The sequence below is a fragment of the Pauljensenia sp. C0170B5 genome (assembly GCF_056590195.1).
In genome coordinates this window covers 247074-269567 of record NZ_JBWPVR010000002.1, presented here as the reverse complement: position 1 = coordinate 269567, position 22494 = coordinate 247074, and the positions used below count along the sequence as shown (strand labels likewise).

Here is a 22494-nt window from a genome sequence, read left to right as displayed (position 1 = left end):
GTCCAATGCGTGAGACACTTGCCCCATGAAGTCCCTGTACGAAAACTTAACCGAACCGGCACCCCTACCCGCGGGCGCCCTGCGGATCGTGCCCCTCGGTGGTCTCGGTGAGGTCGGCCGCAACATGACCGTCCTCGAATATGACGGAAAGCTGCTCATCGTCGACTGCGGCGTTCTCTTCCCCGAAGAAAGTCAGCCAGGTGTTGACCTGATTCTGCCTGACTTCTCGTGGATTGAGGAGCGCCTCGACGATGTGGAGGCGATGGTACTGACCCACGGCCACGAAGATCACATCGGCGCCGTCCCCTACCTGCTCAAACTGCGCTCTGACATCCCGATCTATGGGTCGGACCTGACATTGTCGTTCGTTGAGCCCAAGTTGCGCGAGCACCGCCTGGAGAACCCTCCCCTGAACGTCGTAGATGAACATGACACTGCCGAGGTCGGCCCGTTCAGCCTGGAATTTATTGCGGTGACGCACTCCATTCCGGATGCGCTCGCAGTGTTCGTGCGCACTCCCGCCGGCAAAGTTCTGATGACCGGCGACTTCAAGATGGACCAGTTGCCCCTCGACCACCGCCTGACCGACCTGCGTTCATTCGCCCGGTTCGGCGAAGAAGGCGTCGACCTGTTCATGGTGGACTCCACAAACGCCGAGGTGCCAGGATTCATCACTCCTGAACGCGAAATCGGCCCCGTCCTCAACCAGGTTTTCTCAGATGCGACCGGCCAGATCATCGTGGCCTCCTTCGCCTCGCACGTGCACCGCGTCCAACAGGTCATCAATGCGGCGGCGCGCAGTGGACGCAGGGTTGCCCTCGTGGGACGGTCAATGGAACGCAATATGCGCATCGCGGAAGAAAAAGGCTACCTGTCAATTCCCGAGGGTGTCCTGATCGAACGCTCGATGATAGGGGAGCTGCCTCCAGAGCAGCGCGTCTACATGGCGACCGGCTCGCAGGGCGAACCGATGGCCGCGCTGTCACGCATGAGCGTAGGATCGCACCGATTCGTCACGATCGAACCGGGCGACACTGTGGTGTTCGCTTCCTCACTGATCCCGGGCAATGAAAACTCGGTCTATCGGGTCATCAACGACCTGACTCGACTGGGCGCAAAAGTCGTGCACCAGGCCAATGCGAAGGTTCACGTGTCCGGTCACGCCTCTGCCGGTGAACTCATCTACGCTTACAACCTCGTGCAGCCAGCCAACGTCATGCCGATTCACGGCGAGATCCGCCACCTGGTGGCCAACGGACAGCTGGCCGTCAAGACAGGTGTCTCCCCGGAAAATGTCGTGCTGGCTGAAGACGGCGTGGTCGTTGACCTGATCGATGGGAAAGCGCGCGTTGTGGGCGCGGTTCCATGTGAATACATCTACGTCGACGGACGCTCGATCGGTGAAATTTCCGACGACGAACTCGAGACGCGTCGCACGCTGGGAGCCGAAGGGTTCATCAGCGTGTACGCCGTGGTGGAACATGATTCAGGGATGGTGCTCGCACCGCCGACGATCCGCGCGATCGGCATGGCTGAGGACGATTCTGTTTTCGACGAGATCCTGCCTGATGTGGATGACGCACTGCGCCAGGCAGCAGCGCCAGGAGGACAGGATCCCTACAAACTGCAGCAGGCCATGCGGCGCGTTCTGGGCAGGTGGGTGGCGCGCAAGCTGCGTCGCCGCCCGATGATTGTGCCTGTCGTGGTCGAGCAGTGAACGTAACACCGTCCACATCGAAACGCAGTCCGCTTCCACCAGCCAGCGAGCAGGCCACCGCCCGCGCGCTGAGAATACCGACCATCGTCTCGGACATTTACGCCATTACGATGATCTGGTCCCTCCTGTCGGTGCTGATCCACCTGATCGCTCCGCGCGTCGTTGAAATCGGCATGTTGATCACGAGCGCGTTGAACTTGCCGTCGGGTGCCGGCCTGTTCGAAGCAGTAGTGTGTGGGTCAATCGCGCTGGCCGCATCGCGACGAAAACGCGTCGTACTATGGGCCATCGCCTTTTTCCAGATCATTGGCGCCCTCACGTCCGTGTTGTTCATCATCCTTTTCGTTGCGGACGGTAGCGCTGTGTGGCTGGATATGCCGTCCTTACTGATCTCGCCGCTCGTGGCGCTCATCGTGATGGTGGCGCTGTTGCACTATCGGGCCTCGTTTCCCTCGCACATTGTGCGCGGGTCCCTCGTCGGTGCCTTGGTCATTCTGATCACAGGGATCGGCACTTCGATCGTGTGGGGAATTGTGCTGGTGACGTGGGGACCGTGGTCGCATACCACTGCTGGACCCGGATGGGTGATTTCACGCTCTCTGGGCTTCGTGTCGCTGACACTGACCGACGGTAGCGAGCCGATAGGGCCGCGTCCCCTTGCACTGGCGTTGTCTTTATGGTCAGCGCTGATCTATCTGTTGGCACTGGCCTACTTCCTGCGCGGGCAGAAAACGCCGGGACGCACTTGCGGAGATGACCTGAAAACGCGCGAACTGCTGGCCCGTTGGGGAACAGATTCGCTCGGGTACTTCGCAACCCGTGGTGACCGGTCCCTGGTGCTGTCAACAGATCAACGTGCCGGCGTATCCTATTCGGTTCTGTTTGGTGTCTGCATGGCTGCCGGCGACCCGCTGGGTGATCCCCAATCATGGCAGAACGCGATCGCGCAGTGGCGCCTGCGCTGCGCCCGCTTCGGATGGATTCCGGCCGTTCTTTCTGCCTCCGAATCAGGAGCGCGTGCCTACCGACAGCAGGGGTTTGCCGTGCGAGCCATGGGGGGTGAAGCAATCGTCCACGTCCGCGACTTCGAATTGCGTGATCCCTACATGAAAGACCTTGCCCATGCGGTTCGCCGAGTGGCACGCGCCGGTATCGATATTTCGATCCGCCAACTCGGAGAGATCGACGCCGAGGAACGCTGCTGCCTGGAACGGGTCGCCAACGAGTATCGCAGAGGCGACGAACGCGGCTTTTCCATGGCGCTGGACCGCATGTTCGACCCGGTGGATTCACGCACACGAGTAGTCGTTGCCCGCGCAGGTGACGGGACTATCGAAGCAATTCTGACATTCGTGCCGTGGGGCAATACGGGGCTGTCACTGAACCTGATGCGTCGATCAGCTACAGCGACAAACGGCATCATTGAAGCCATGATTGTCGCCCTGATAACGGACTGCGCTGACGGGCCGATCAACGCGATCTCATTGAACTTTGCGATGTTCCGTCGCATTTTTCGCGAGGGCGAGGCGGTTGATGCCACGTGGCGTGCCCGGCTGCTCCGGCGCATCATGCGCGCCGCATCCAAATGGTGGCAGCTCGAGTCCCTGTATGAATCCAATTCCCGCTACCGCCCCGAGTGGTTTCCTCGTTATATGTGCTATCGCACGTTCGCAGAAATCACACATGTTCTGGCTGCAGCCGGTGGACTAGAGGGTTTCCTGCCCGTATGGGCTGACATTGACCATGGACAGTCATGGGGCATTGATGACGAACACCGCCGGGCAGTGCACGCCATCGAGCAGGAAGCCCATCAGGCTGTTGTGCCGCAGCGTGCACTCACGGAGCAAGAACGCGTCCGCCGCTCCAAGGCTGAGCGTCTGCGCCAAAGCGGTATGGAACCGTGGCCCCCGTCACTGTCGCTGGGGCTTCTCCCTGATCAGGTGCGCGCTCAAGCGCGGCAGTGTGCCGATGATACCTGGTCCCCTGACGAGGTCACTACCGGTGGGCGCATCCGTGCCATCCGAGATCATGGCGGCATCATCTTCGCCGACCTTGACCGAGGCGGGCAGACGATTCAGATCATGCTGGAACAATCCACGACGGAACCGGCAGTGTTCGAACTGTGGGGCCTGTGTGACATCGGAGACTCGGTGGCAGTAACAGGGCACCCAGGACGTACACGCTTTGGCGAGCCGACGGTGCGGGTGGCAACGTGGACGATGGCGGCAAAATCGTTGCGTCCTCTGCCTGCCCACGGCACGACGCTGGATGCTCAGACCCGCTCCCGCCAGCGTGTGACACATCTGTTGACAGACTCCACTGCGGTGGATCTTCTGCGCAAACGCTCGCGCGTGATGGCCACTACGCGCGCTGTGCTGGCGCACAACGGATTTACCGAAGTGGAAACGCCAATCCTGCATCCGATTAAGGGCGGGGCGAACGCTCGGCCATTTATTACACACCTGAATGCCTATGGTTCCAACGTATTCTTGCGGATAGCTCCCGAACTGTACTTGAAGCGACTGGCTGTGGCGGGTATGGACGCCATTTTCGAAATGGGACGCTCCTTCAGGAACGAGGGGGCGGACATGACCCATAATCCCGAGTTCACCTCCCTGGAGGCCTACCGAGCGGGCGGCGACTACACAACGATGCGTCATCTGGCCCAGGAACTCATCCAACGCTGCGCCCTGGAAGTCAACGGACAATGCGTATGTCTGCGGCCGGCAGGGTCATTCGGTACCGAGGGATTGCAGACGGTGTGCCGCTACGACGGTGTAGACATGGTCGAATACGACCTGTCAGGTGAGTGGCCTGTGATTGGTGTCCATGAGGCGATCAGTGCTGCCACGAACACCACAGTGACACCGGATTCGGACGATGATGAGCTTATCGGCCTCTGTCACGCGCACGGCATTGACGTACCACCCGTTGTCGACCACGGAGCACTGATCGCGGTACTCTACGATGACCTAGTTGAAGCGCAAACGGTTCAGCCGACGTTCTACCGCGACTTCCCAGCATCCTCTTCGCCACTGACCCGCAAACATCGCGACGACCCCCGTCTTGCCGAACGGTGGGACCTGGTGGCTTTTGGCATGGAGTTAGGCACGGCCTACACAGAGCTGACAGACCCTATTGACCAGCGCGAACGTTTCGTTGAACAGTCGCTGGCGGCAGCAGCGGGAGACCCTGAGGCAATGAGCATCGACACGGCATTTCTCGATGACCTCGACCTGGGATTGGTGCCGACCGGAGGTGTGGGAATCGGAATGGATCGGTTGGTCATGTTGTTGACCGGCAGCACGATTCGTCAGATTCTGGCGTTCCCATATGTGCGTCCTATGACTCACGCAGGAACAGAAGGTACGGTAATGGCATGACCGGTCGTTTCATCTCGACAGATTCCATCGTGCTGTCGCTCCCGCTGCACGTTGATCACATCCCCGAGCGGGGAACATCCGTGCGGGCAGACAGCGCCATGTCACGACCGGGAGGTGGTTTCACCACGCTGTCAGCCGTGGCAGCCTACGGGATCCCCGCGCTGCTGGCCTCACCACTGGGAACCGGACCGAACTCCTTCACCGTGCGCCGCCAGCTTGCCCACGCTGGCGTCCAGATCGTGACTGATGAACTGGTGGGCGACATCGGCGCTGCCATCATGCTGGTGGAAAACGACGGCTCGACCACGTCCGTCGCTACGTCAGGCGTTGAATCTGAGCCATCGCGTGCCGCCCTCGACCGTATTGAGCTGCAGGAGGGGGACCTTGTCCATATCGGTGGCGCTGACCTGGTCAACGAGTCCAGTGCGCGCGTCCTGTCCGGATGGGGAGCAGACCTGCCCGATGATGTCACTTTGGTGGTCTCCGTGTCACCGGCTGTGGAGCAGGTACCAGTGTGGGCGTGGCGCCGACTGCTGAAACGTGTGGATGTTCTGACCATGAATATCCGCCAGGCCTCCACGTTGAGCCGGATTCTGGCAACTACTGAGCCTGGCACTGCGATTCGACATGTCATACGCCCCGACGCCGCAATCGTGCGTCGCCTGGGCGTGATGGGGTGCGAAGTGCAGGTCGATGAGAACTCGCCGCGCGTGCAGATTCCCGCATTCGATTCCATTACCGTTGACACGGTCGGTGTGGGCGATACTCATATCGCGATCATGTCTGCCGCACTGTTGGAGGGGCACGACCTGATCGAAGCATGCCGCATTGCCAACGCCGCGGCCGCGGTGACCATTTCACATGAATCGGCACTGCCGGTGCCCACGCGCAGCCAGATCGAGGAAGTCCTGCGGGAAAAACGCGTGAAATACTCCATGTGAGGCGATCTGGCGCGTCGGTCGGCGCGTCTGAAACGGATCGGAAAGTGTTCGCGGTAGCGTCGAAGTATCATGGCCAAAAAATCTGCATCATCTTCGCGTACTCGCAGCTCTCGAACCTCGGGGCGCTCCTCTGCACGCGCCGAGAACGCTCCGGCACGCCCAGGCGGCCTGGCGCGGGCAGCGTCGGCAACAGGCCACGCGGTTCGCAGCGCACACGAGCAGTGGCGCGCTACGGACCCTCAGCTTAAACGCGACGCGTTGGCATTCATCTTGTGTGGGCTGGCCATCATCATCGCCCTGCGTGAATGGTTCGGCATATCGGGGGCCGCAGGAATGATCGTGCATCACGCGGTAGCCGGCCTGGTCGGACTGTTCTCCGTTCTGGTGCCGATCGTGTTCGTCGCCCTGTCGATCGAGCTTATCAAGGCGCGCTCCGGCCAGCACGCTCTGCCACACCACATTGCAGGTGGAATCGGCATGGCCATGTCGATCGCGGGCATCACCCACATCACCGCGGGAAACCCGAACATCGATTCCTTCGACCGGATCGAAGCAGCCGGAGGGCTTGCCGGCTGGTTCATCGGACGCCCGCTGGCTCAGCTGCTGTCACCCTGGGGAGCGATCCCCATTTTGGTGCTGCTCGCCCTGTACTCACTGCTGCTTGCCACCCGCACCCGGATCAGTGACATTCCCGCAGTGCTGCGCTCATGGTGGCGCATCCTGTCACGCCAGGACCAGCGTGAACGCATTGATGCAGACGATGTCGATAGTGACGAGGACGAGCTTGCGGCCACCGCTCAGCTGGATTCCTACGACGCGGATGAAGCGTTCCGCCGTGCACACGAGAGCGCACACGCCGTCCCGAATGTGTCAGAACACCAGGACATCGAGGAAACGGAGCCCCCCTCGTCAGACCACGAACCAGAAGCAGCAACCCAGGTCCTGCCACAGGCAGATACGGGAGCAGGGGAGGAGACCTCCACACTGGCCGCACCGCCCACGACCGAGCCGCCTGCCAGTTCCTTCCAGCCCGAGCTCGACGAGTCGATTTCCTATACGCTGCCTGACGAATCCCTTCTGGTCCGCGGCGCGCCGCACAAGACGCGTTCTGCCGCGAACGATCAGATCATCGAGGCCCTGCAGCGCGTATTGACCGAATTTAACGTCGACGCCACAGTGACAGGCTTTTCGCGCGGCCCCACGGTGACTCGATACGTCGTCGAGCTGGGTCCGGGCGTCAAGGTCGAACGCATCACGAACCTGTCGAAGAACATTGCCTACGCTGTGGCAACAGCAGACGTGCGCATCATTTCACCGATTCCCGGCAAGTCCGCCATCGGTGTGGAGATCCCGAACCCTGACCGCGAGACGGTCGCATTGGGTGACGTGCTGCGCTCCGGTGTCGCCAAGCGCAATCACCACCCGCTCATGGTCGGTGTGGGTAAGGACGTCGAGGGTGGCTACGTTGTCACCAACCTGGCCAAGACACCGCACCTGCTGGTTGCAGGCCAGACCGGTTCGGGTAAGTCGAGCTTCATCAACTCGATGATCACATCCATCATGATGCGCGCCACTCCGCAGCAGGTACGCATGATTCTGGTGGACCCCAAGCGTGTGGAACTGACGGTCTATGACGGAATACCGCACCTGATCGCACCGATCATCACGGATCCGAAGAAAGCCGCCGAAGCGCTTGAATGGGTTGTTGAAGAGATGACCAGGCGTTACGACGACCTGCACACATACAAGTTCCGTCATATTGACGACTTCAACAAGGCCGTGCTGTCCGGGCAGGTGCACGCGCTGCCGGGACTGGATCGCACGCTCAAGCCCTACCCGTACCTGCTGGTCGTGGTCGATGAGCTGGCGGACCTGATGATGGTGGCGCCTCGTGACGTGGAAGCGTCCATTCAGCGCATTACACAGCTGGCACGTGCGGCCGGCATTCACCTGGTGCTGGCCACCCAGCGCCCGTCGGTGGACGTGGTCACCGGCGGCATTAAAGCTAATGTTCCCTCTCGTCTCGCGTTCGCAACAGCCTCGCAAACTGACTCGCGCGTGATTTTGGACCAGACCGGTGCTGAAAAGCTGATCGGTCAAGGTGACGGCCTGTATCTGCCGGCGGGTGCGGCGAAACCTTTGCGCGTTCAGAGCTCGTGGGTCACTGAATCTGAAATCCATGCTGTTGTCACGCATGTGAAGGAGCAGATGGAAGTGCAGTACCGTCAAGACGTCACGGCACCTGCGAAGAAGCCGAAGGTTGCTGAGGATATTGGTGATGATCTTGAGGATCTGCTGCAGGCAGCCGAACTGGTGATTTCCACACAGCTGGGCTCCACCTCCATGCTGCAGCGCAAACTGCGCATCGGGTTCGCACGCGCAGGACGATTGATGGATCTGCTGGAATCGCGCGAAATTGTCGGCCCGTCCGAAGGATCCAAGGCGCGCGAAGTGCTGGTTCCACCTGAGTCCTTGCCAGACGTGCTGGCAATGCTGCGCGGGGAAACGGATTCCGTACATGCTTCCGAACCGGAACAGCCTGCCGATCCGGCTTCCAGTCAGGGCGGCTACCACGGCGCGCCCTCGTCCGCTGATCACGCACCTGACGCGTACGGCGACTCAATGGGTCATGACTCACATGCAGGGCCGTTCGCCCACCCTCACCGGGACCTGACCAGCATCGGCGCACCTGATGACTGGGTCGATGAGAAGGACTATGACGACGGGTCAGGTCCAAATGAAGACGCCTGGCAACTGACTGGTCGCTGAACACGATAGGATTCATCATGATGAAGTCAGCACCGGAAAACGTCTCGATGTTGGATGAGGGGCCGAAGCGCTCCTGGGTCAATGTTCCCAACATCCTGACTGTTTTTCGCCTCATCATGGTGCCCATCCTCATCATCTTGATGCTGCAGCATGACTGGAACCTGCACTGGTGGGCGGTCAGCGTGTTCGTGATTGCCGGCGTCACCGACCAGCTCGATGGGCACATCGCCCGCTCGCAGGACCTCATTACCGATTTCGGCCGGATCATGGATCCGATTGCCGACAAGGCACTGACCTTGAGCGCCTTCATCATGCTGAGCATCGCGGGTTACCTCCCGTGGTGGTTCACCATCGTCATTGCGGCAAGAGAACTAGGCGTGACGGTGTTGCGTGCACTCCTGCTCAAACGCTCAGTTGTCGTTGCTGCATCGCTTGCAGGTAAGTTCAAGACCTTGTTGCAAATGTTCCTGATCTTCATCCTGCTGCTGCCCTGGTCCACTTTTTGGAACATCGTTATGCCGGGATCATGGTTCATGGTCGTCGTTGCAGCACTGACTCTGATCGCCACATTGTGGAGTGGAGCCGGCTACGTGATCGAAAGCGTCAAACTGTTCGGCAAACATTAGGTGTCATCTCAGACATGAAGAATATCTGGCGGATCCTGTCAAGTGCCCGGTCACTGTGGCCGCTCTACGTCGGCATTATCATCGGCGCCATTATCACGACCACGACCTCACTGCTCAGCCCCTTCGTCATCGCGCAGGGCACGCAGATCGTCGTGGACATGATCGGCGGCAAGACGAACGCGACGATCACCACCCTGGTGTGGCTGGCCGTTGGACTGCTCGCACTCATGGTGCTGAACTCGTTGATCACGAACGTCACCGGCTATATGGGTGACCAGATGAGCACGAGGATCCGCGCGATCCTGTCGCACAACTATTTTTCGAAACTGCTGCGCCTGCCGCAGCGCTATTTTGATTCCGAGCTGACCGGCACGATTATTTCGCGCCTGAACCGTTCAATTGCCTCGGTGGCTGACTTCCTGCAGGTATTCGCCAATTCGTTTTTCACCACGATCCTCACCGTCGTCACGGTGCTGGTGGTGGCTGGCCTGCATTCGCCGTGGCTGGCGTTGTGCCTGTTCATCATCTACCCGCTGTTCGTCTGGCTCACAGCTTTAACCTCGGTGAAATGGCAAGTGTGGGAGCATCAGAAGAACGAGCACTACGACATCTCGGGTGGCCGTTTTGCTGAAGTCATCGGCCAGCTTCGCGTCGTGAAGTCCTATACGCGCGAGCGTTCCGAACTGGAAGCCTTCGACGGGCACTACGACGACGCAATCAGCATCACGCGCTCCCAGTCTGCCTACTGGCACCGCATGGACATTATTCGTCGCGTGTGCCTGGACTTGGTGTTCTTCGCGGTGTACCTGATTATCTTCATCCAAACTGCTCGCGGCGCCTTCTCCGTGGGATCGATGGTGCTGTTGATCCAACTGATCAACATGGCCAAGCAGCCTGTCACGTCGATGAGCTACTACGTGGATACCCTGCAAAAGGCGATCACCGGCTCCAACGAGTACTTCAAAGTCATGTCAGAACCCGACGAGCCGCTGACCGCCGTGCACGAGACAATCGACTGGTCCAGCGAGGATCCATACGTCGAGTACACCCACGTCAACTTTGGTTACACCGACGAGGCAGTCCTGCGCGATATTTCCCTCGCTATTCGCAAAGGTGAACGCATCGCGTTTGTGGGTGAGTCAGGTGGTGGCAAGACCACGATGATCAACCTGCTGATGAAGCTGTACACGCCTGATGCAGGCGTGCTGAGGGTGCGCGGACATGACGTGACGCAGGTGCCGACTCAGGCGTTGCGCGATCAGATCGGTGTTGTCTTCCAGGACGCAAGCCTGTTTTCCGGCACGATTCGTGACAACATCACCTACGGCAAACCCGACGCTACGGACGACGAGATTGTCGAGGTGGCGCGTCGCGCGAACGCCCTGTCGTTCATTGAGCGCCTTCCCGACCGCTTCGACACGCAGATCGGTGAGCGCGGCATCAAACTGTCAGGTGGGCAAAAACAGCGCATCTCCGTTGCTCGCGCCATGCTCAAGGACGCGCCGATCCTCGTGCTCGATGAGGCAACCTCAGCCCTGGACACCAAAGCTGAACGGCAGGTTCAGGCCGGCCTCGACGAACTCATGCATGGGCGCACGACGATCATCATCGCGCACAGGCTGTCCACGATCGCAACGGTGGATCGAATCGTCACCTTGAAGAACGGGACGATCGATGAGGTCGGGTCGCCTGCTGAACTGGCGCGCAGTGGCGGAATCTACGCGCAGCTCCTGGCGCTGCAGGCCACAGACTCGCACGCCAGCCGCACACTGCTCAAACAATTTGAAATCACGCACTGACGCTGCCGGCCAGGGGAGTACCAACTCCCCGAATCGAGACGTACCCCACATTAGGGATCTGTCAACTGCCGGGAATAAAGACATCGTCAAGGGCGTTGAAATGATCAGACAAGGAAATGATCCTGCGCATTGCAAGCTGGTGTTCAGTAACTTCCCAGTTGGTGAACATAGGATGCATGTGAGTTCAACGAGAGGATACAGTCAGAACATGACGACAACTGCAACAGCACCACTGCTTCGCACCGAGATTGGCGACGTGCTGCGCTCACTGCGTCAGGACCAGGGCCGGACCTTACGCGAAGTTTCATCTCAGGCACAGGTGTCGCTGGGATATCTGTCCGAAGTTGAGAGGGGACAGAAAGAAGCCTCCTCTGAACTGCTACAAGCCATTACCGGAGCACTAGGCGTCCCGCTGTGGGTCGTCCTGCGCACCGTGTCAGATCGCATGGCGATCATTGAAAGCACAACGGTGCCCGATACGGTGCCCGATGATTTGATGTCGGTTGCGCTGTTGAGCTAGAACGGTTCAGCTTCGTGCTCAAATCAGAATTCTGGAACGCCCTTGACCAGGTCTATGGACCTGCGTTAGGGCGTTCCCTGTTTCAGGACCTCTACCTCGTCCCGCTGAAAATGAGCGGCCGTGAGGCGATGGATGCCGGTGTTGACGTTGAGGTGATATGGGACGCCCTCGTCGATGAAACCGGAAAAGGCGAAGAAGCCCGCTGGGTGCACAGGCGCCCGAAGAAGAAGCGCTGAAGGCGAGCCGAACGGTTGCCTGCGCGAGGATTGACGGGCGAGGCGGCTCACGTTTGTGACATCAGCGTGTCGTTTCACAATCGAACACGTGTTCCACTACTGTATCCACAGGTGGCCCGATTCGCTCCAGCTTTCCACAGATTGCTCGCGACGAATCCCAAATGCCTATGGTCGGGCATATCGTCACTCATGCACCCCGGCGAGGGGACCGCATTCCGAGACCAGGACTGATCCATTGGGCGGAGAGCCCGCAACGACGAGGAGAAACACGATGGCCAGGAAAACAGCCCCGCGTGCGCAGCAAGCGACCACAGATCGCGACAAAGCACTGGAAGTGGCACTCGCGCAGATCGATAAGCAGTTCGGAAAAGGATCTGTGATGCGACTGGGCGACGATGCGCGCCCGCCCGTACGCGTCATTCCCACAGGTTCGCTGGCCCTCGACATCGCACTGGGCATCGGCGGTTTGCCGCGCGGTCGAGTCGTTGAAATCTATGGACCAGAATCTTCCGGTAAAACCACCGTTGCTCTGCACGCCGTTGCCAACGCACAAAAAGCGGGTGGAAACGCTGCGTTCATCGACGCTGAGCACGCACTTGACCCGGAGTATGCGCGTGCTTTGGGCGTGGACACTGACTCCCTGCTGGTTTCACAGCCCGACACCGGTGAACAGGCACTGGAAATTGCCGACATGCTGATCCGCTCGGGCGGCATTGACATCATCGTCATTGACTCGGTGGCCGCGCTCGTTCCCAAGGCGGAAATCGAAGGCGAAATGGGTGACTCGCACGTCGGCCTGCAGGCCCGTCTGATGAGTCAGGCGCTGCGCAAGATCGCAGGCGTCCTGTCGGCCACAGGGACAACTGCGATCTTCATTAACCAGCTGCGTGAAAAGATCGGTGTGTTCTTCGGATCTCCCGAGACAACAACGGGTGGCAAGGCACTGAAGTTCTACGCTTCAGTTCGCATCGACGTGCGTCGCATCCAGACTCTCAAAAATGGCGATCAACCCGTCGGCAACCGCACCCGCGCCAAAGTCGTCAAGAACAAGATGGCGCCGCCGTTCAAGCAGGCGGAGTTCGACATCGTCTACGGTAAGGGAATCTCACGTGAAGGCTCCCTGATTGACATGGGCGTGGAAAGCGGCATCGTGCGCAAGTCAGGTTCCTGGTTTACCTACGGAGATGATCAGCTGGGCCAGGGCAAGGAGAACGCCCGCCAGTTCCTTGTTGACAATGCTGAACTTGCCGACGAGATCGAACACAAGATCCTGCAGGCCGTTGGCATCGAAGCATCTCCCGAAGAAGAATCAACACAGTCCGAGGAGGCTTCGGAGACAGCAGAGCCGGCCGTTGACCCCTCCGAAGATGCAGGATTCTAAGGTGTGTGCACGTGGTCAACTACTCGGATCCCGAAGACCATCCTGAGCTGGGTGACCAGCGTCGGCGTGCAACCGCGGATTCGGCTGCGCAACGCATGGCGCGAATTCGCGAACGCAACGCTTCTTTAACGGGGACAGCCGCGATTGAAGCGGCACGTGAGGTGGCACTGCGTCAGCTGGACGCCAGGGCGCGATCACGCGCCGAACTGCACACGGCCATCACGTCGCGTGGCTTTTCCAGTGATGTTGCCGATGACGTACTGGATCGGCTCGAACGCGTTGGACTGGTTGATGATCGCGCGTTTGCCGCCATGTTCGTCAAGGATCGCTTCTCGCTGGGCGGCAAAGCAGGACGCGCCCTGGCAGCAGATCTGGCGAAACGCGGAGTTGCGCTGGAGCTGATTAACGAGGCCCTGAGCGAGATTTCTCATGAGGATGAACAGGCGCGGGCTCGACAACTTGTCGACGCGAAGAAACGGTCGGTGCTGTCACGAGGGCTCGACGGCGCTGAACGCGATAAAGCCTTTCGCAGGCTGACGGGTATGCTGGCGCGCAAAGGATATGCGGCTCACGTGTGCGTCAGCGTTGTCGGCGCCGCGTTGAATGAGTGGAGTAGAGAATCGGACGATGACATCTGATGATGCGACTTTTCGCCTGGTGCACGACCTTATCGACTCACACCTGACGATTGCGACAGCTGAATCCCTGACAGGTGGGCTCCTGTGCTCGACACTGGTCAACATTGCGGGCGCATCCGATGCGGTGCGCGGAGGCGTGTGTACCTATGCCACTGAGCTGAAGGCTGACATTCTGGGTGTCGATCGGGCACACCTGGCACGAACCGGTCCGGTAGATGCGGACGTGGCCATTCAGATGGCTCAGGGGGTACGCACCCTGATGGGTGCCGATATCGGTATCTCCACCACAGGCGTGGCCGGCCCAGGTCCGGCAGACGGGCACGAAGCAGGAACCGTCCACATCGCCTGTGTCACTCCAGAAGGCTTCACGCAGCGTGAATATCACTTCACTGACCGCTCACGCACACAGGTGCGCACCGCGGCTGTGGACGCTGCAATCACGCTGGTGAGTGACGTGGTCACACGCGGGCATGACGAACCCAACAGGGTGGAGTAAGGCATTGTTGAGTAGAATCTTCAGACGATGACTTCTTTGACCGATCTTTCCGCGCCAGCCGCACCGTCTGCACTGCCACGTACCTACGCGGTGCGCACACTCGGATGCCAGATGAACGAGCATGATTCAGAACGCATGGCGGGACTACTGGAAGAGTATGGACTGGTTCCCGTCTCACAAGTACCCGAAGCTGCAGCACGCGCCACTGATGCCGGCGACATGGGCGCTGACGTGGTGGTCATCAATACCTGCTCGGTCAGAGAAAACGCTGCGACTCGTCTGTTCGGAAATCTTGGCCAGCTCGCCCAGGTCAAACGTGAACGCCCCGGCATGCAGATCGCAGTGGGCGGGTGCCTGGCTCAGCAAATGCGCGGCGGTATTGTGGAACGCGCACCTTGGGTCGACGCCGTTTTCGGCACACACAACATCGATGTTCTGCCCGCACTGTTGCGGCGCGCTGAACACAACCAGGAAGCAGCAGTTGAGATCGAAGAATCGCTGAAGGTTTTTCCATCGACGCTGCCCACACACCGCGAATCCGTGTATGCGGCATGGGTGTCGATCTCTGTCGGATGCAATAACACCTGCACATTCTGCATCGTGCCGCATCTGCGCGGAAAGGAACGCGACCGCAGGCCAGGTGAGATCCTCCAGGAAGTCGAAGCAGTTGTCGCACAAGGCGCTATCGAAGTGACGCTGCTGGGGCAAAATGTCAACTCCTACGGTGTGGGATTCGGTCACAGAGGAGCCTTCGCTGATCTGCTGCGCACAGTCGGCGCAGTCGATGGAATTGAGCGCGTACGCTTCACCTCCCCTCACCCGGCAGCTTTCACTGATGACGTCATCGAGGCGATGGCTCAGACACCCACCGTCATGCCATCCCTGCACATGCCATTGCAGTCAGGCTCAGACACGGTGCTGCGCCAGATGCGCCGCTCGTACCGTCGCAAGAAATTCATGGGCATTTTGGAACGCGTTCGCGCAGCAATGCCCGACGCGGCTATTACGACCGACATCATCGTCGGCTTCCCCGGCGAAACGGAAAAAGATTTCGAGCAGACCCTCGAAGTCGTCGAAGAAGCACGCTTCGCATCTGCTTTCACCTTCCTGTACTCACCGCGCCCCGGCACGCCCGCAGCCGATCGCGACGACCAGGTTGACCCTGCGGTCGCCTCCGAACGCTACAGCCGTCTTATCGCCCTGCAAGATAAGATCTGCGCGCAGGACAATGAGAAGCTCGAAGGCACTGCCGTCGAAGTCCTCGTCAGCGAAGGACAAGGCCGCAAAGACGGTGCCACTCAACGCATCACGGGGCGTGCGCGTGATAACCGACTGGTACATGTCGCCCTGCCCGACACTCTTGTAGAAGCGGACAGGCCACGACCCGGCGATATGGTGCGCGCAACGGTCACGCACGGTGCGCCTCACCATCTGCTCGCTGACTCGGCCCTGACCGGGGGACTTTTCGACGTTCGCCGTACCCGTGCAGGGGACGCATGGCAGGAGGTTCAGCGTGCACACAACGAGGCATCCGATCCGCGCGTAACTCTTGGAATGCCGACGCTGCGCGTGAGATCATGAATGCATGAAGCAAAGCGACGTTGACGCCGTCCAGGACGTCACGCTTATTGAGGTGCGCCCCCAAATCAGCCGTCCGTTCAACAATGAACACCCGCACGCTGATCTCTACTGCCGGTTGGCGGCTCTCACGGAGCAACATTCGCAGCGAATCTTTGGCACATCTGTGTGGGCGCTGACCGCCCAGCAGCTCTCCACGGCTCGTCATTCGTGCGCTCAGCTCTTTATCATTGCCTGCGCAGGTTCCCAGCCCGTCGACGTCGATCGAGCCAGCGTGATCGGCTTTGCCTATCTGGAGCTACCGCTGCTGGAGAACACCCATCTGGCAACGTATGACATCTATCTGGCAGATTCCCACAATGAGGCGATCGCTCAGGCACTTCGCGCCCGATGTGAAGAAAAAGCGCGGCGCTATGGGCGCACCGGTATCGACACGTGGGTTGTGTCGACCTCGTGGCACAAGATCGAGGATTCCGAAGCTATCGCTGACGTCAGTGGATATCACCCGGATCGGCCGGACACCCTCGTCAATTTTGATGAGGATGCCGACACTCGGGCACTGCGAGCCGGGGGCTATGAGCCTGTGTGCGGTGAATGGGTGAATATTCTTCCTGCCCAACGTATCCGTGAAGCCGCACCGGTCGCGCCTGACGGTTTTGAAACAGTGACGTGGACAGGACCCTTCACTCGGCCCGCGCTCGCCAGGCAGATGGTGCGCCTCTACGAAATGTGCGCGCGTGACATCCCTTCAGGTGCGCTACCCACTGATCAAAGCGCAATCTGGGACGAACAGCGTATACGACTGATGGAGGACGGACTCTACCGCGCCGGCACCAAGTGGATGACGACCGCAATTCGACCAGCCGGAGGACCACTGGTTGGTTGGACAACGCTGACGTATCGTGACGACACATCCGGCTACGCTTACCAGGAAACAACGCTGATCGACCCGCAATACCGGGGCAGGAAACTGTCAGCGTGGATCAAGCTTGTCAATGCTCAGGCACTGGAACGTGAGCGCCCCGACATCTGTCACATCGTGACATCGAATGCCGTGACCAACCGCGCAGTATTGGCGCTCAACCGCAACTTTGACGCTCGCGCCGTTGCCATTGACGTGGACTGGTACAAACCGCTGGGTGATCAGAACCTGTGACCTCTGACCACACTCCGATTATCGCCGTCGTCGGCCCCACAGCCTCAGGAAAGTCCGACCTCGCCCTTACCATTGCGCAGGATCTGCCGGCATTGCTGGGAACATCCGGTGAGGCCGAATTGGTCAGCGCGGACGCGATGCAGCTGTACCGAGGAATGGATATCGGCACGGCCAAAACACCACTGGAGGAACGCCGAGGGATCACGCACCACCAGATCGACGTCCTGGATGTGACAGACGAGGCCAGTGTTGCCGCCTATCAGCGCGAAGGACGACGTGACATCGCGGATATTCATCGTCGTGCGGGCATCGCCGTGGTTGCCGGCGGATCGGGACTGTACGTTCGCGCGCTCCTTGACGTCATCGACTTTCCTGGCACAGATCCGGACATACGCGCCCGCATTGAAGCTGAGGGTGACGGGCCACTGGGCGTCCAAGGGCTGTGGGACAAGCTCTGTGAGCGTGACCCGATTGCTGCGTCCCGAATCGACCCGCATAACGCGCGCCGAATTGTGCGCGCACTTGAAGTGATTGAACTGACGGGGGAGCCGTTCTCAGCGCGTCTGCCGCGCTACGAGTTCGCCCAGCCGGCGGTCATGCTCGGAATGAGGCGTGAGCCTGCCCGCCTCGATGAGCGCATCGCGGTCAGAACGCACGCCATGTTTGACGAGGGCCTGCTTGACGAGGTTGCCCACCTGATTCCTCTCGGATTGCGCGAGGGCAAGACGGCATCCCGGGCAACGGGATATGCGCAGGCTCTGTCCGTGCTTGACGGTCATATGAGTCGTGATGAGGCGATTGAGTCGGTTGCACTGGCCACCCGTCAGCTTGCACGGCGACAGATCAAATGGTTCAGACGGGACCCACGCATCATGTGGATCGATGCAGACGGGTGCGATGAGGCGGCACTGCGCGCGAACGCGTTGAAGTTGATCGAGCGCGCACTCAGTGATGCACAGCCCGAATCGTTCTAGCGCTGCGCAGCCTGAATCGCGATCTAGCGGCGCGCGACCCGAATAATGCGGTAGCCCTTCTTGGATGCAATCTTGCCGGCATCCCAGCCTTGCTCGCACAGCCAGGAGATCAGGGAATCTGCGCCAAGGTTGCGCTGTACCACCAGGTACGCCTCACCCTCATCGGCCAGCAGGTTGAGCCATTGAGTCAGCAATTCACGCAATGCTTTTTTCCCGATACGCACCGGAGGGTTTGACCAGATCAGGTCGAAACGCACGTTCTCGGAGTGAGCTTTGGCCAGGGCAGCGGGCGCACGGTACGCCGTGATATTGGACACTCCCGCGGCTGTGGCGTTGCGGCGCGTCAAATCGAGCGCCCTGTCTGTCACATCGACTGCCCACACCTGAGCCTCGGGCGACTCCAGCGCCATCGCCAGCGCGATCGGCCCCCATCCGCACCCGACATCCACAAACGTTCCTGACGAAGGCGGCGTGGGAGCTTCTGCCAAAAGCTGGCGTGTCCCTAGGTCCAGACGGTTGGCAGAAAAAACATGATCACTGACCCAGGCGCGAAAATCGTGTCCGCGCAGCGCCACGTCAATGCGGCGCAGTTCAGATTCTTCGGCAGGAGCAGCGTTGGTGAAGTACTGGTCAGTCATGATGTCCAGCCTAGTGGATCACTCAGGTGTCCACACCCATCGCTGTCTCATCTGCGCGGGTGGGTCTGCTCGTGGCACACTAGGATGAACCCGCAACGAAGGAGATCAGTGGCCGACTCACGTGATTCAACCTCAGCGCATGACGACGAATCGTTCAAAGCAGCAGAAGACGTCGTGGCGCGTATCCTCGCCCGCCAGGGCACAGCACTGGCATCCACGCGCTTTCAGGACACGACGCACGATGCTGGCGACCTGGAACGGGAGGCGCGCGCCGGTATGCGCCGCGTCAATGACATTGCGAGCCAGACCGAGCTTGACGAAGTCAGTGAAGTTGAATACCGCCAGGTGCGTCTCGAACGTGTGGTCCTGGTGGGCCTGCGCACAACGCAGAGTCTGGAGGAATCGGAAAATTCGTTGCGTGAACTGGCAGCACTGGCTGATACAGCCGGATCCCACGTCCTCGATGGCATCATTCAGCGGCGCCCCACCCCAGATCCTGGCACCTACCTCGGCTCCGGTAAAGCGCGTGAACTCGCTGAAATCGTGGCGGATAGCAGGGCAGACACGGTCATTGTGGACGGTGAACTGACCGCTTCTCAGCGCCGCGGCTTGGAAGACGTCGTCAAAGTGAAAGTTGTTGATCGTACGACGTTGATCCTTGATATTTTCGCCCAACATGCCAAGTCTCGTGAAGGCAAGGCACAGGTGGAGCTCGCTCAGCTCGAATATCTGTTGCCGCGACTGCGAGGTTGGGGTGAGTCCATGTCGCGTCAGGCCGGTGGCCGTGTGGCCGGCGGTGAAGGTATCGGCTCACGAGGACCCGGTGAAACGAAAATCGAACTGGATCGGCGCCGCATTCGATCACGCATGGCGCGCCTGCGCGCACAGATCCGTGACATGGAACCCGCCCGACGCACTCAACGAGCTGCACGCCGTCGCATGGGTGTGCCCTCTGTGGCGATTGTCGGGTACACGAACGCTGGGAAATCTACCCTGCTCAACCAGCTCACTGATGCCGGCGTGCTTGTGGAGGACGCGCTGTTCGCGACTCTCGACCCAACTGTCCGCCGGACGCAAACTTCTGATGGCCGGGTCTTCACACTGTCTGACACGGTGGGGTTCGTCCGTAATCTGCCGACGCAACTGGTGGAGGCCTTCCGATCCACGCTCGAAGAGGTCGGTGAAGCGGACGTGATCGTCCACGTCGTTGATGCGGCTCACCCTGATCCGGTCGGCCAGGTCGAAACCGTGCGCGGCGTGCTGGACACGATTGACGGCACGGAGACGATTCCCGAAATTCTTGTGCTCAACAAGAGTGACCTGGCCTCGCCTGAACGCCGGGCGCTGAACCGTACGTTGTTTCCCAAAGCTGTTGCGATCAGTGCTCGCACTGGGCAGGGAATCGAGGAGCTGCGCCAGCTCATCGAAGACACGTTGCCGCGTCCGCGCGTCTATGTTGACGTGGTGATCCCGTACGACCACGGCGACCTCGTCCATGCCGCCCACGAACAGGGCGAGGTCCTCAGTGAAGACTACGAGGCAGCAGGCACGCATATCACTGCTCACGTCGACAGTGCGCTTGCAGACCGACTTCATCATGTGAATGCCGCGCCCCATGAGTGAGGCTGACGAGCAGGAGACTGCCCTCGAACATCGTATTTTGACCCGAGTGCTCACCGCGATGGGAGGCAGTCGGCGCGACGGCCAGGTTCGCATGATTGACGAGGGCGCCTCCGCGCTGAAATCAGGTCACCATGTGATGATTCAGGCGGGAACCGGCACGGGCAAGTCGATTGGTTACCTGATTCCGGTGCTGGCTCGGGCAGCTGAATCAGGCGCACGAACCCTGATCACAACGGCCACGCTGGCACTGCAACGCCAGATTCTGACGAAGGATGCTCCTTTGGTCATTGACGCCGTGGCGGATGAAACGGGTGTGCGTCCGCATGTCGCACTGCTCAAAGGATGGTCGAATTACGTCTGCAAGTATCGAGCTGACGGTGGGCGCTCCCAGCTGGATACTCTTTTCGACGCTGCCGACGCGCATCAGGGACCAATCAGTGACCTCGGCAAAGAAGTGACGCGGGTGCGAGAATGGGCGCGCATCACGGATACAGGTGATCGTGATGATCTGATCCCCGGCGTCTCCGACCGGGCGTGGAGACAGGTGAGTGTCTCGAAGCGTGAATGCATGGGGCGCGACTGCCCATTTGTGGAGGAATGCTTTGCTGGCCTCGCGCGCGATGAAGCGCTTGAAGCTGACGTGGTGGTCTCAAACCATTTCCTCTTCGGTATTGACACGATGAGTGCGCTCAACCTGTTTGGAGAGTTGGATCATGTGGTGGTTGATGAATGCCACGAACTTGCTTCCCGCGTTCGCTCTCAATCCTGTTGTGAAATATCCAAGGCACTGTGTACGCGGGTGGCGCGAGTAGTACGCACGCTGATCAAATCCGTTGATATTCAACCGTTCGAGCAGGCAGCGACCGCATTGATGGATGCCCTCGACGCGCAGCCTGACGGGCTGATGGTGTGCAGGCCAGATGCGGTAGTTGAGGCGATCAGCGTATGTGATTCAACGGTGCGTACCGTGGCCAGTGAAGTTGAGCAGTCCTCGGTGGAGCAAAGTCAGAAACTCATGGCGCAGGCGGCGTGTGATGAGTTCATCGAGGCGGTCGACGCGTGGAATGTCGATCCAGCTCAGACGATTACGTACATCGAGAGGGACACGGATAGCAGCGCTGTGTCGTTGAAGATTGCGCCTCTGGATGTCGCCGGACCGCTCGGCGCGGTCGGGCTGGGGGAGCGTGCGGCGATCTTGACGTCTGCCACGCTGGCACTGGGCGGGTCTTTTGATTCGGCGGCTCGGGAATGCGGGCTGATGGTCTCCCACGTGCCCTGGCATGGCATTGACGTTGGTTCGCCCTTCGATGTGGCTCGTCAGGGCATCATCTACGTGGCACAGCATCTGCCAGTTCCGGGTCGCGAGGGCCCGAGCGAGGAAGCGCTCGATGAGCTTGTCGCCCTGACTCAAGCGGCAGGTGGAGGTGTACTCGCCCTGTTTTCAGCCTGGCGTGGTCTGAAGGCCGGTGCGCGAGCGCTTCGCGAGGGGACATCTCTGGACGTGTACGTGCAGGGCGAAGAAACCACGTCGGCACTGGTGTCGCGTTTTCGAAACGAACGTGATTCGTGTCTGGTTGGCACACTGTCACTGTGGCAGGGGGTCGACGTTGTGGGCCCGTCCTGCCGGCTTGTTGTCATCGACCGGATTCCGTTTCCTCATCCTGACAACGCGGTGTTCCAAGCGCTGCAAAACGATGCAGCGAAACGGGGAGTGAGCGGTTTCGGCGCGGTGGCACTGCCTCACGCAGCACTGTTGATGGCCCAGGGTGCTGGCCGACTGCTGCGTTCCTCGCAGGATCAGGGAGTTGTGGCAGTGCTGGATCCGCGACTGGTCACAAAGTCGTATGGCAGCTTTATCCGCGCCACCATGCCGCAGATGTGGCCGACGACAGATTCGCGCATCGTGGTACAGGCGCTTGAACGTCTTGCAGCCACTCTTGACACATCCGATTCGTCCAGTCGCCCTCGTGAATGAGGCCATAGACCACTTCTCAAAATTCATCTGATTTGGGATGATGG

Annotated in this window: 17 protein-coding genes; 16 read left to right on the top strand and 1 reads right to left on the bottom strand. The window is 60.0% G+C overall.

The window, feature by feature from the left end; genetic code table 11:
- The first annotated feature begins 25 nt into the window (after positions 1-25).
- The 14 genes from AC1EJZ_RS04485 to miaA all read left to right on the top strand — a co-directional run bounded on the left by AC1EJZ_RS04485 (position 26) and on the right by miaA (position 18214).
- A complete protein-coding gene (locus AC1EJZ_RS04485) occupies positions 26-1717 on the top strand; it encodes a ribonuclease J (RefSeq protein ID WP_070725933.1) in 1692 nt (563 codons plus the stop codon).
- Positions 1714-5100, top strand: coding sequence for a bifunctional lysylphosphatidylglycerol synthetase/lysine--tRNA ligase LysX (lysX, locus tag AC1EJZ_RS04480; RefSeq protein ID WP_480294010.1), 3387 nt, complete (start codon positions 1714-1716; stop codon positions 5098-5100). Before AC1EJZ_RS04485 ends, lysX begins: the two co-directional genes overlap by 4 nt.
- Positions 5097-6041 (top strand): PfkB family carbohydrate kinase, encoded by a 945-nt coding sequence (locus AC1EJZ_RS04475; RefSeq protein ID WP_193599980.1) that lies wholly within the window; start codon positions 5097-5099, stop codon positions 6039-6041. The genes lysX and AC1EJZ_RS04475 overlap by 4 nt, the downstream gene beginning before the upstream one ends.
- Positions 6042-6110: 69 nt before the next feature.
- Entirely contained in the window at positions 6111-8810 is a 2700-nt protein-coding gene (locus AC1EJZ_RS04470) for a DNA translocase FtsK (RefSeq protein ID WP_480294009.1), read from the top strand.
- 17 nt (positions 8811-8827) lie between these two features.
- Complete coding sequence (gene pgsA, locus AC1EJZ_RS04465) at positions 8828-9436, top strand: CDP-diacylglycerol--glycerol-3-phosphate 3-phosphatidyltransferase (protein ID WP_480294008.1); 609 nt, start codon at positions 8828-8830, stop codon at positions 9434-9436.
- Between the two features lie 14 nt (positions 9437-9450).
- Complete coding sequence (locus tag AC1EJZ_RS04460; protein ID WP_480294007.1) at positions 9451-11235, top strand: ABC transporter ATP-binding protein; 1785 nt, start codon at positions 9451-9453, stop codon at positions 11233-11235.
- 208 nt (positions 11236-11443) lie between these two features.
- Entirely contained in the window at positions 11444-11755 is a 312-nt protein-coding gene (locus AC1EJZ_RS04455; protein WP_058236441.1) for a helix-turn-helix domain-containing protein, read from the top strand.
- Between the two features lie 14 nt (positions 11756-11769).
- Positions 11770-11991 carry a DUF3046 domain-containing protein gene (locus AC1EJZ_RS04450; protein ID WP_058236442.1) on the top strand — a complete coding sequence of 74 codons (222 nt, stop codon included), beginning with the start codon at positions 11770-11772 and terminating at the stop codon, positions 11989-11991.
- Between the two features lie 271 nt (positions 11992-12262).
- Positions 12263-13372: a recombinase RecA gene (gene recA, locus AC1EJZ_RS04445; RefSeq protein ID WP_058236443.1), complete on the top strand. Its 1110-nt coding sequence runs from the start codon at positions 12263-12265 to the stop codon at positions 13370-13372.
- An 11-nt stretch (positions 13373-13383) separates the two neighbouring features.
- Positions 13384-14010: a regulatory protein RecX gene (locus tag AC1EJZ_RS04440; protein ID WP_480294006.1), complete on the top strand. Its 627-nt coding sequence runs from the start codon at positions 13384-13386 to the stop codon at positions 14008-14010.
- Entirely contained in the window at positions 14000-14506 is a 507-nt protein-coding gene (locus AC1EJZ_RS04435) for a CinA family protein (protein WP_058236445.1), read from the top strand. Before AC1EJZ_RS04440 ends, AC1EJZ_RS04435 begins: the two co-directional genes overlap by 11 nt.
- A 27-nt stretch (positions 14507-14533) precedes the next feature.
- Positions 14534-16087 carry a tRNA (N6-isopentenyl adenosine(37)-C2)-methylthiotransferase MiaB gene (gene miaB, locus AC1EJZ_RS04430; protein ID WP_092648459.1) on the top strand — a complete coding sequence of 518 codons (1554 nt, stop codon included), beginning with the start codon at positions 14534-14536 and terminating at the stop codon, positions 16085-16087.
- 4 nt (positions 16088-16091) lie between these two features.
- Positions 16092-17240: a hypothetical protein gene (locus AC1EJZ_RS04425; protein ID WP_480294005.1), complete on the top strand. Its 1149-nt coding sequence runs from the start codon at positions 16092-16094 to the stop codon at positions 17238-17240.
- On the top strand, positions 17237-18214 hold the full coding sequence (gene miaA / locus AC1EJZ_RS04420) for a tRNA (adenosine(37)-N6)-dimethylallyltransferase MiaA (RefSeq protein WP_285014603.1): 978 nt from the start codon (positions 17237-17239) through the stop codon (positions 18212-18214). The genes AC1EJZ_RS04425 and miaA overlap by 4 nt, the downstream gene beginning before the upstream one ends.
- Before the next feature lie 23 nt (positions 18215-18237).
- Here miaA and AC1EJZ_RS04415 read toward each other — a convergent pair whose 3' ends face one another.
- On the bottom strand, positions 18238-18852 hold the full coding sequence (locus AC1EJZ_RS04415; protein WP_092648462.1) for a class I SAM-dependent methyltransferase: 615 nt from the start codon (positions 18850-18852) through the stop codon (positions 18238-18240).
- A gap of 84 nt (positions 18853-18936) precedes the next feature.
- Here AC1EJZ_RS04415 and hflX point away from each other — a divergent pair, with 84 nt between their 5' ends.
- Together hflX and AC1EJZ_RS04405 are read left to right on the top strand one after the other, a co-directional pair.
- Entirely contained in the window at positions 18937-20475 is a 1539-nt protein-coding gene (hflX, locus tag AC1EJZ_RS04410; RefSeq protein ID WP_480294004.1) for a GTPase HflX, read from the top strand.
- Entirely contained in the window at positions 20468-22450 is a 1983-nt protein-coding gene (locus AC1EJZ_RS04405) for an ATP-dependent DNA helicase (protein WP_480294003.1), read from the top strand. Before hflX ends, AC1EJZ_RS04405 begins: the two co-directional genes overlap by 8 nt.
- Positions 22451-22494 lie beyond the last annotated feature (44 nt).

Bases quoted from the DNA above. Each gene is read 5' to 3' on its own strand.
- AC1EJZ_RS04485 (WP_070725933.1), top strand. From the start codon at position 26: ATGAAGTCCCTGTACGAAAACTTAACCGAACCGGCACCCCTACCCGCG.
- AC1EJZ_RS04475 (WP_193599980.1), top strand. From the start codon at position 5,097: ATGACCGGTCGTTTCATCTCGACAGATTCCATCGTGCTGTCGCTCCCG.
- AC1EJZ_RS04470 (WP_480294009.1), top strand. From the start codon at position 6,111: ATGGCCAAAAAATCTGCATCATCTTCGCGTACTCGCAGCTCTCGAACC.
- pgsA (WP_480294008.1), top strand. From the start codon at position 8,828: ATGATGAAGTCAGCACCGGAAAACGTCTCGATGTTGGATGAGGGGCCG.
- AC1EJZ_RS04460 (WP_480294007.1), top strand. From the start codon at position 9,451: ATGAAGAATATCTGGCGGATCCTGTCAAGTGCCCGGTCACTGTGGCCG.
- AC1EJZ_RS04455 (WP_058236441.1), top strand. From the start codon at position 11,444: ATGACGACAACTGCAACAGCACCACTGCTTCGCACCGAGATTGGCGAC.
- recA (WP_058236443.1), top strand. From the start codon at position 12,263: ATGGCCAGGAAAACAGCCCCGCGTGCGCAGCAAGCGACCACAGATCGC.
- AC1EJZ_RS04435 (WP_058236445.1), top strand. From the start codon at position 14,000: ATGACATCTGATGATGCGACTTTTCGCCTGGTGCACGACCTTATCGAC.
- miaB (WP_092648459.1), top strand. From the start codon at position 14,534: ATGACTTCTTTGACCGATCTTTCCGCGCCAGCCGCACCGTCTGCACTG.
- AC1EJZ_RS04425 (WP_480294005.1), top strand. From the start codon at position 16,092: ATGAAGCAAAGCGACGTTGACGCCGTCCAGGACGTCACGCTTATTGAG.
- AC1EJZ_RS04415 (WP_092648462.1), bottom strand. From the start codon at position 18,852: ATGACTGACCAGTACTTCACCAACGCTGCTCCTGCCGAAGAATCTGAA.
- hflX (WP_480294004.1), top strand. From the start codon at position 18,937: ATGAACCCGCAACGAAGGAGATCAGTGGCCGACTCACGTGATTCAACC.
- AC1EJZ_RS04405 (WP_480294003.1), top strand. From the start codon at position 20,468: ATGAGTGAGGCTGACGAGCAGGAGACTGCCCTCGAACATCGTATTTTG.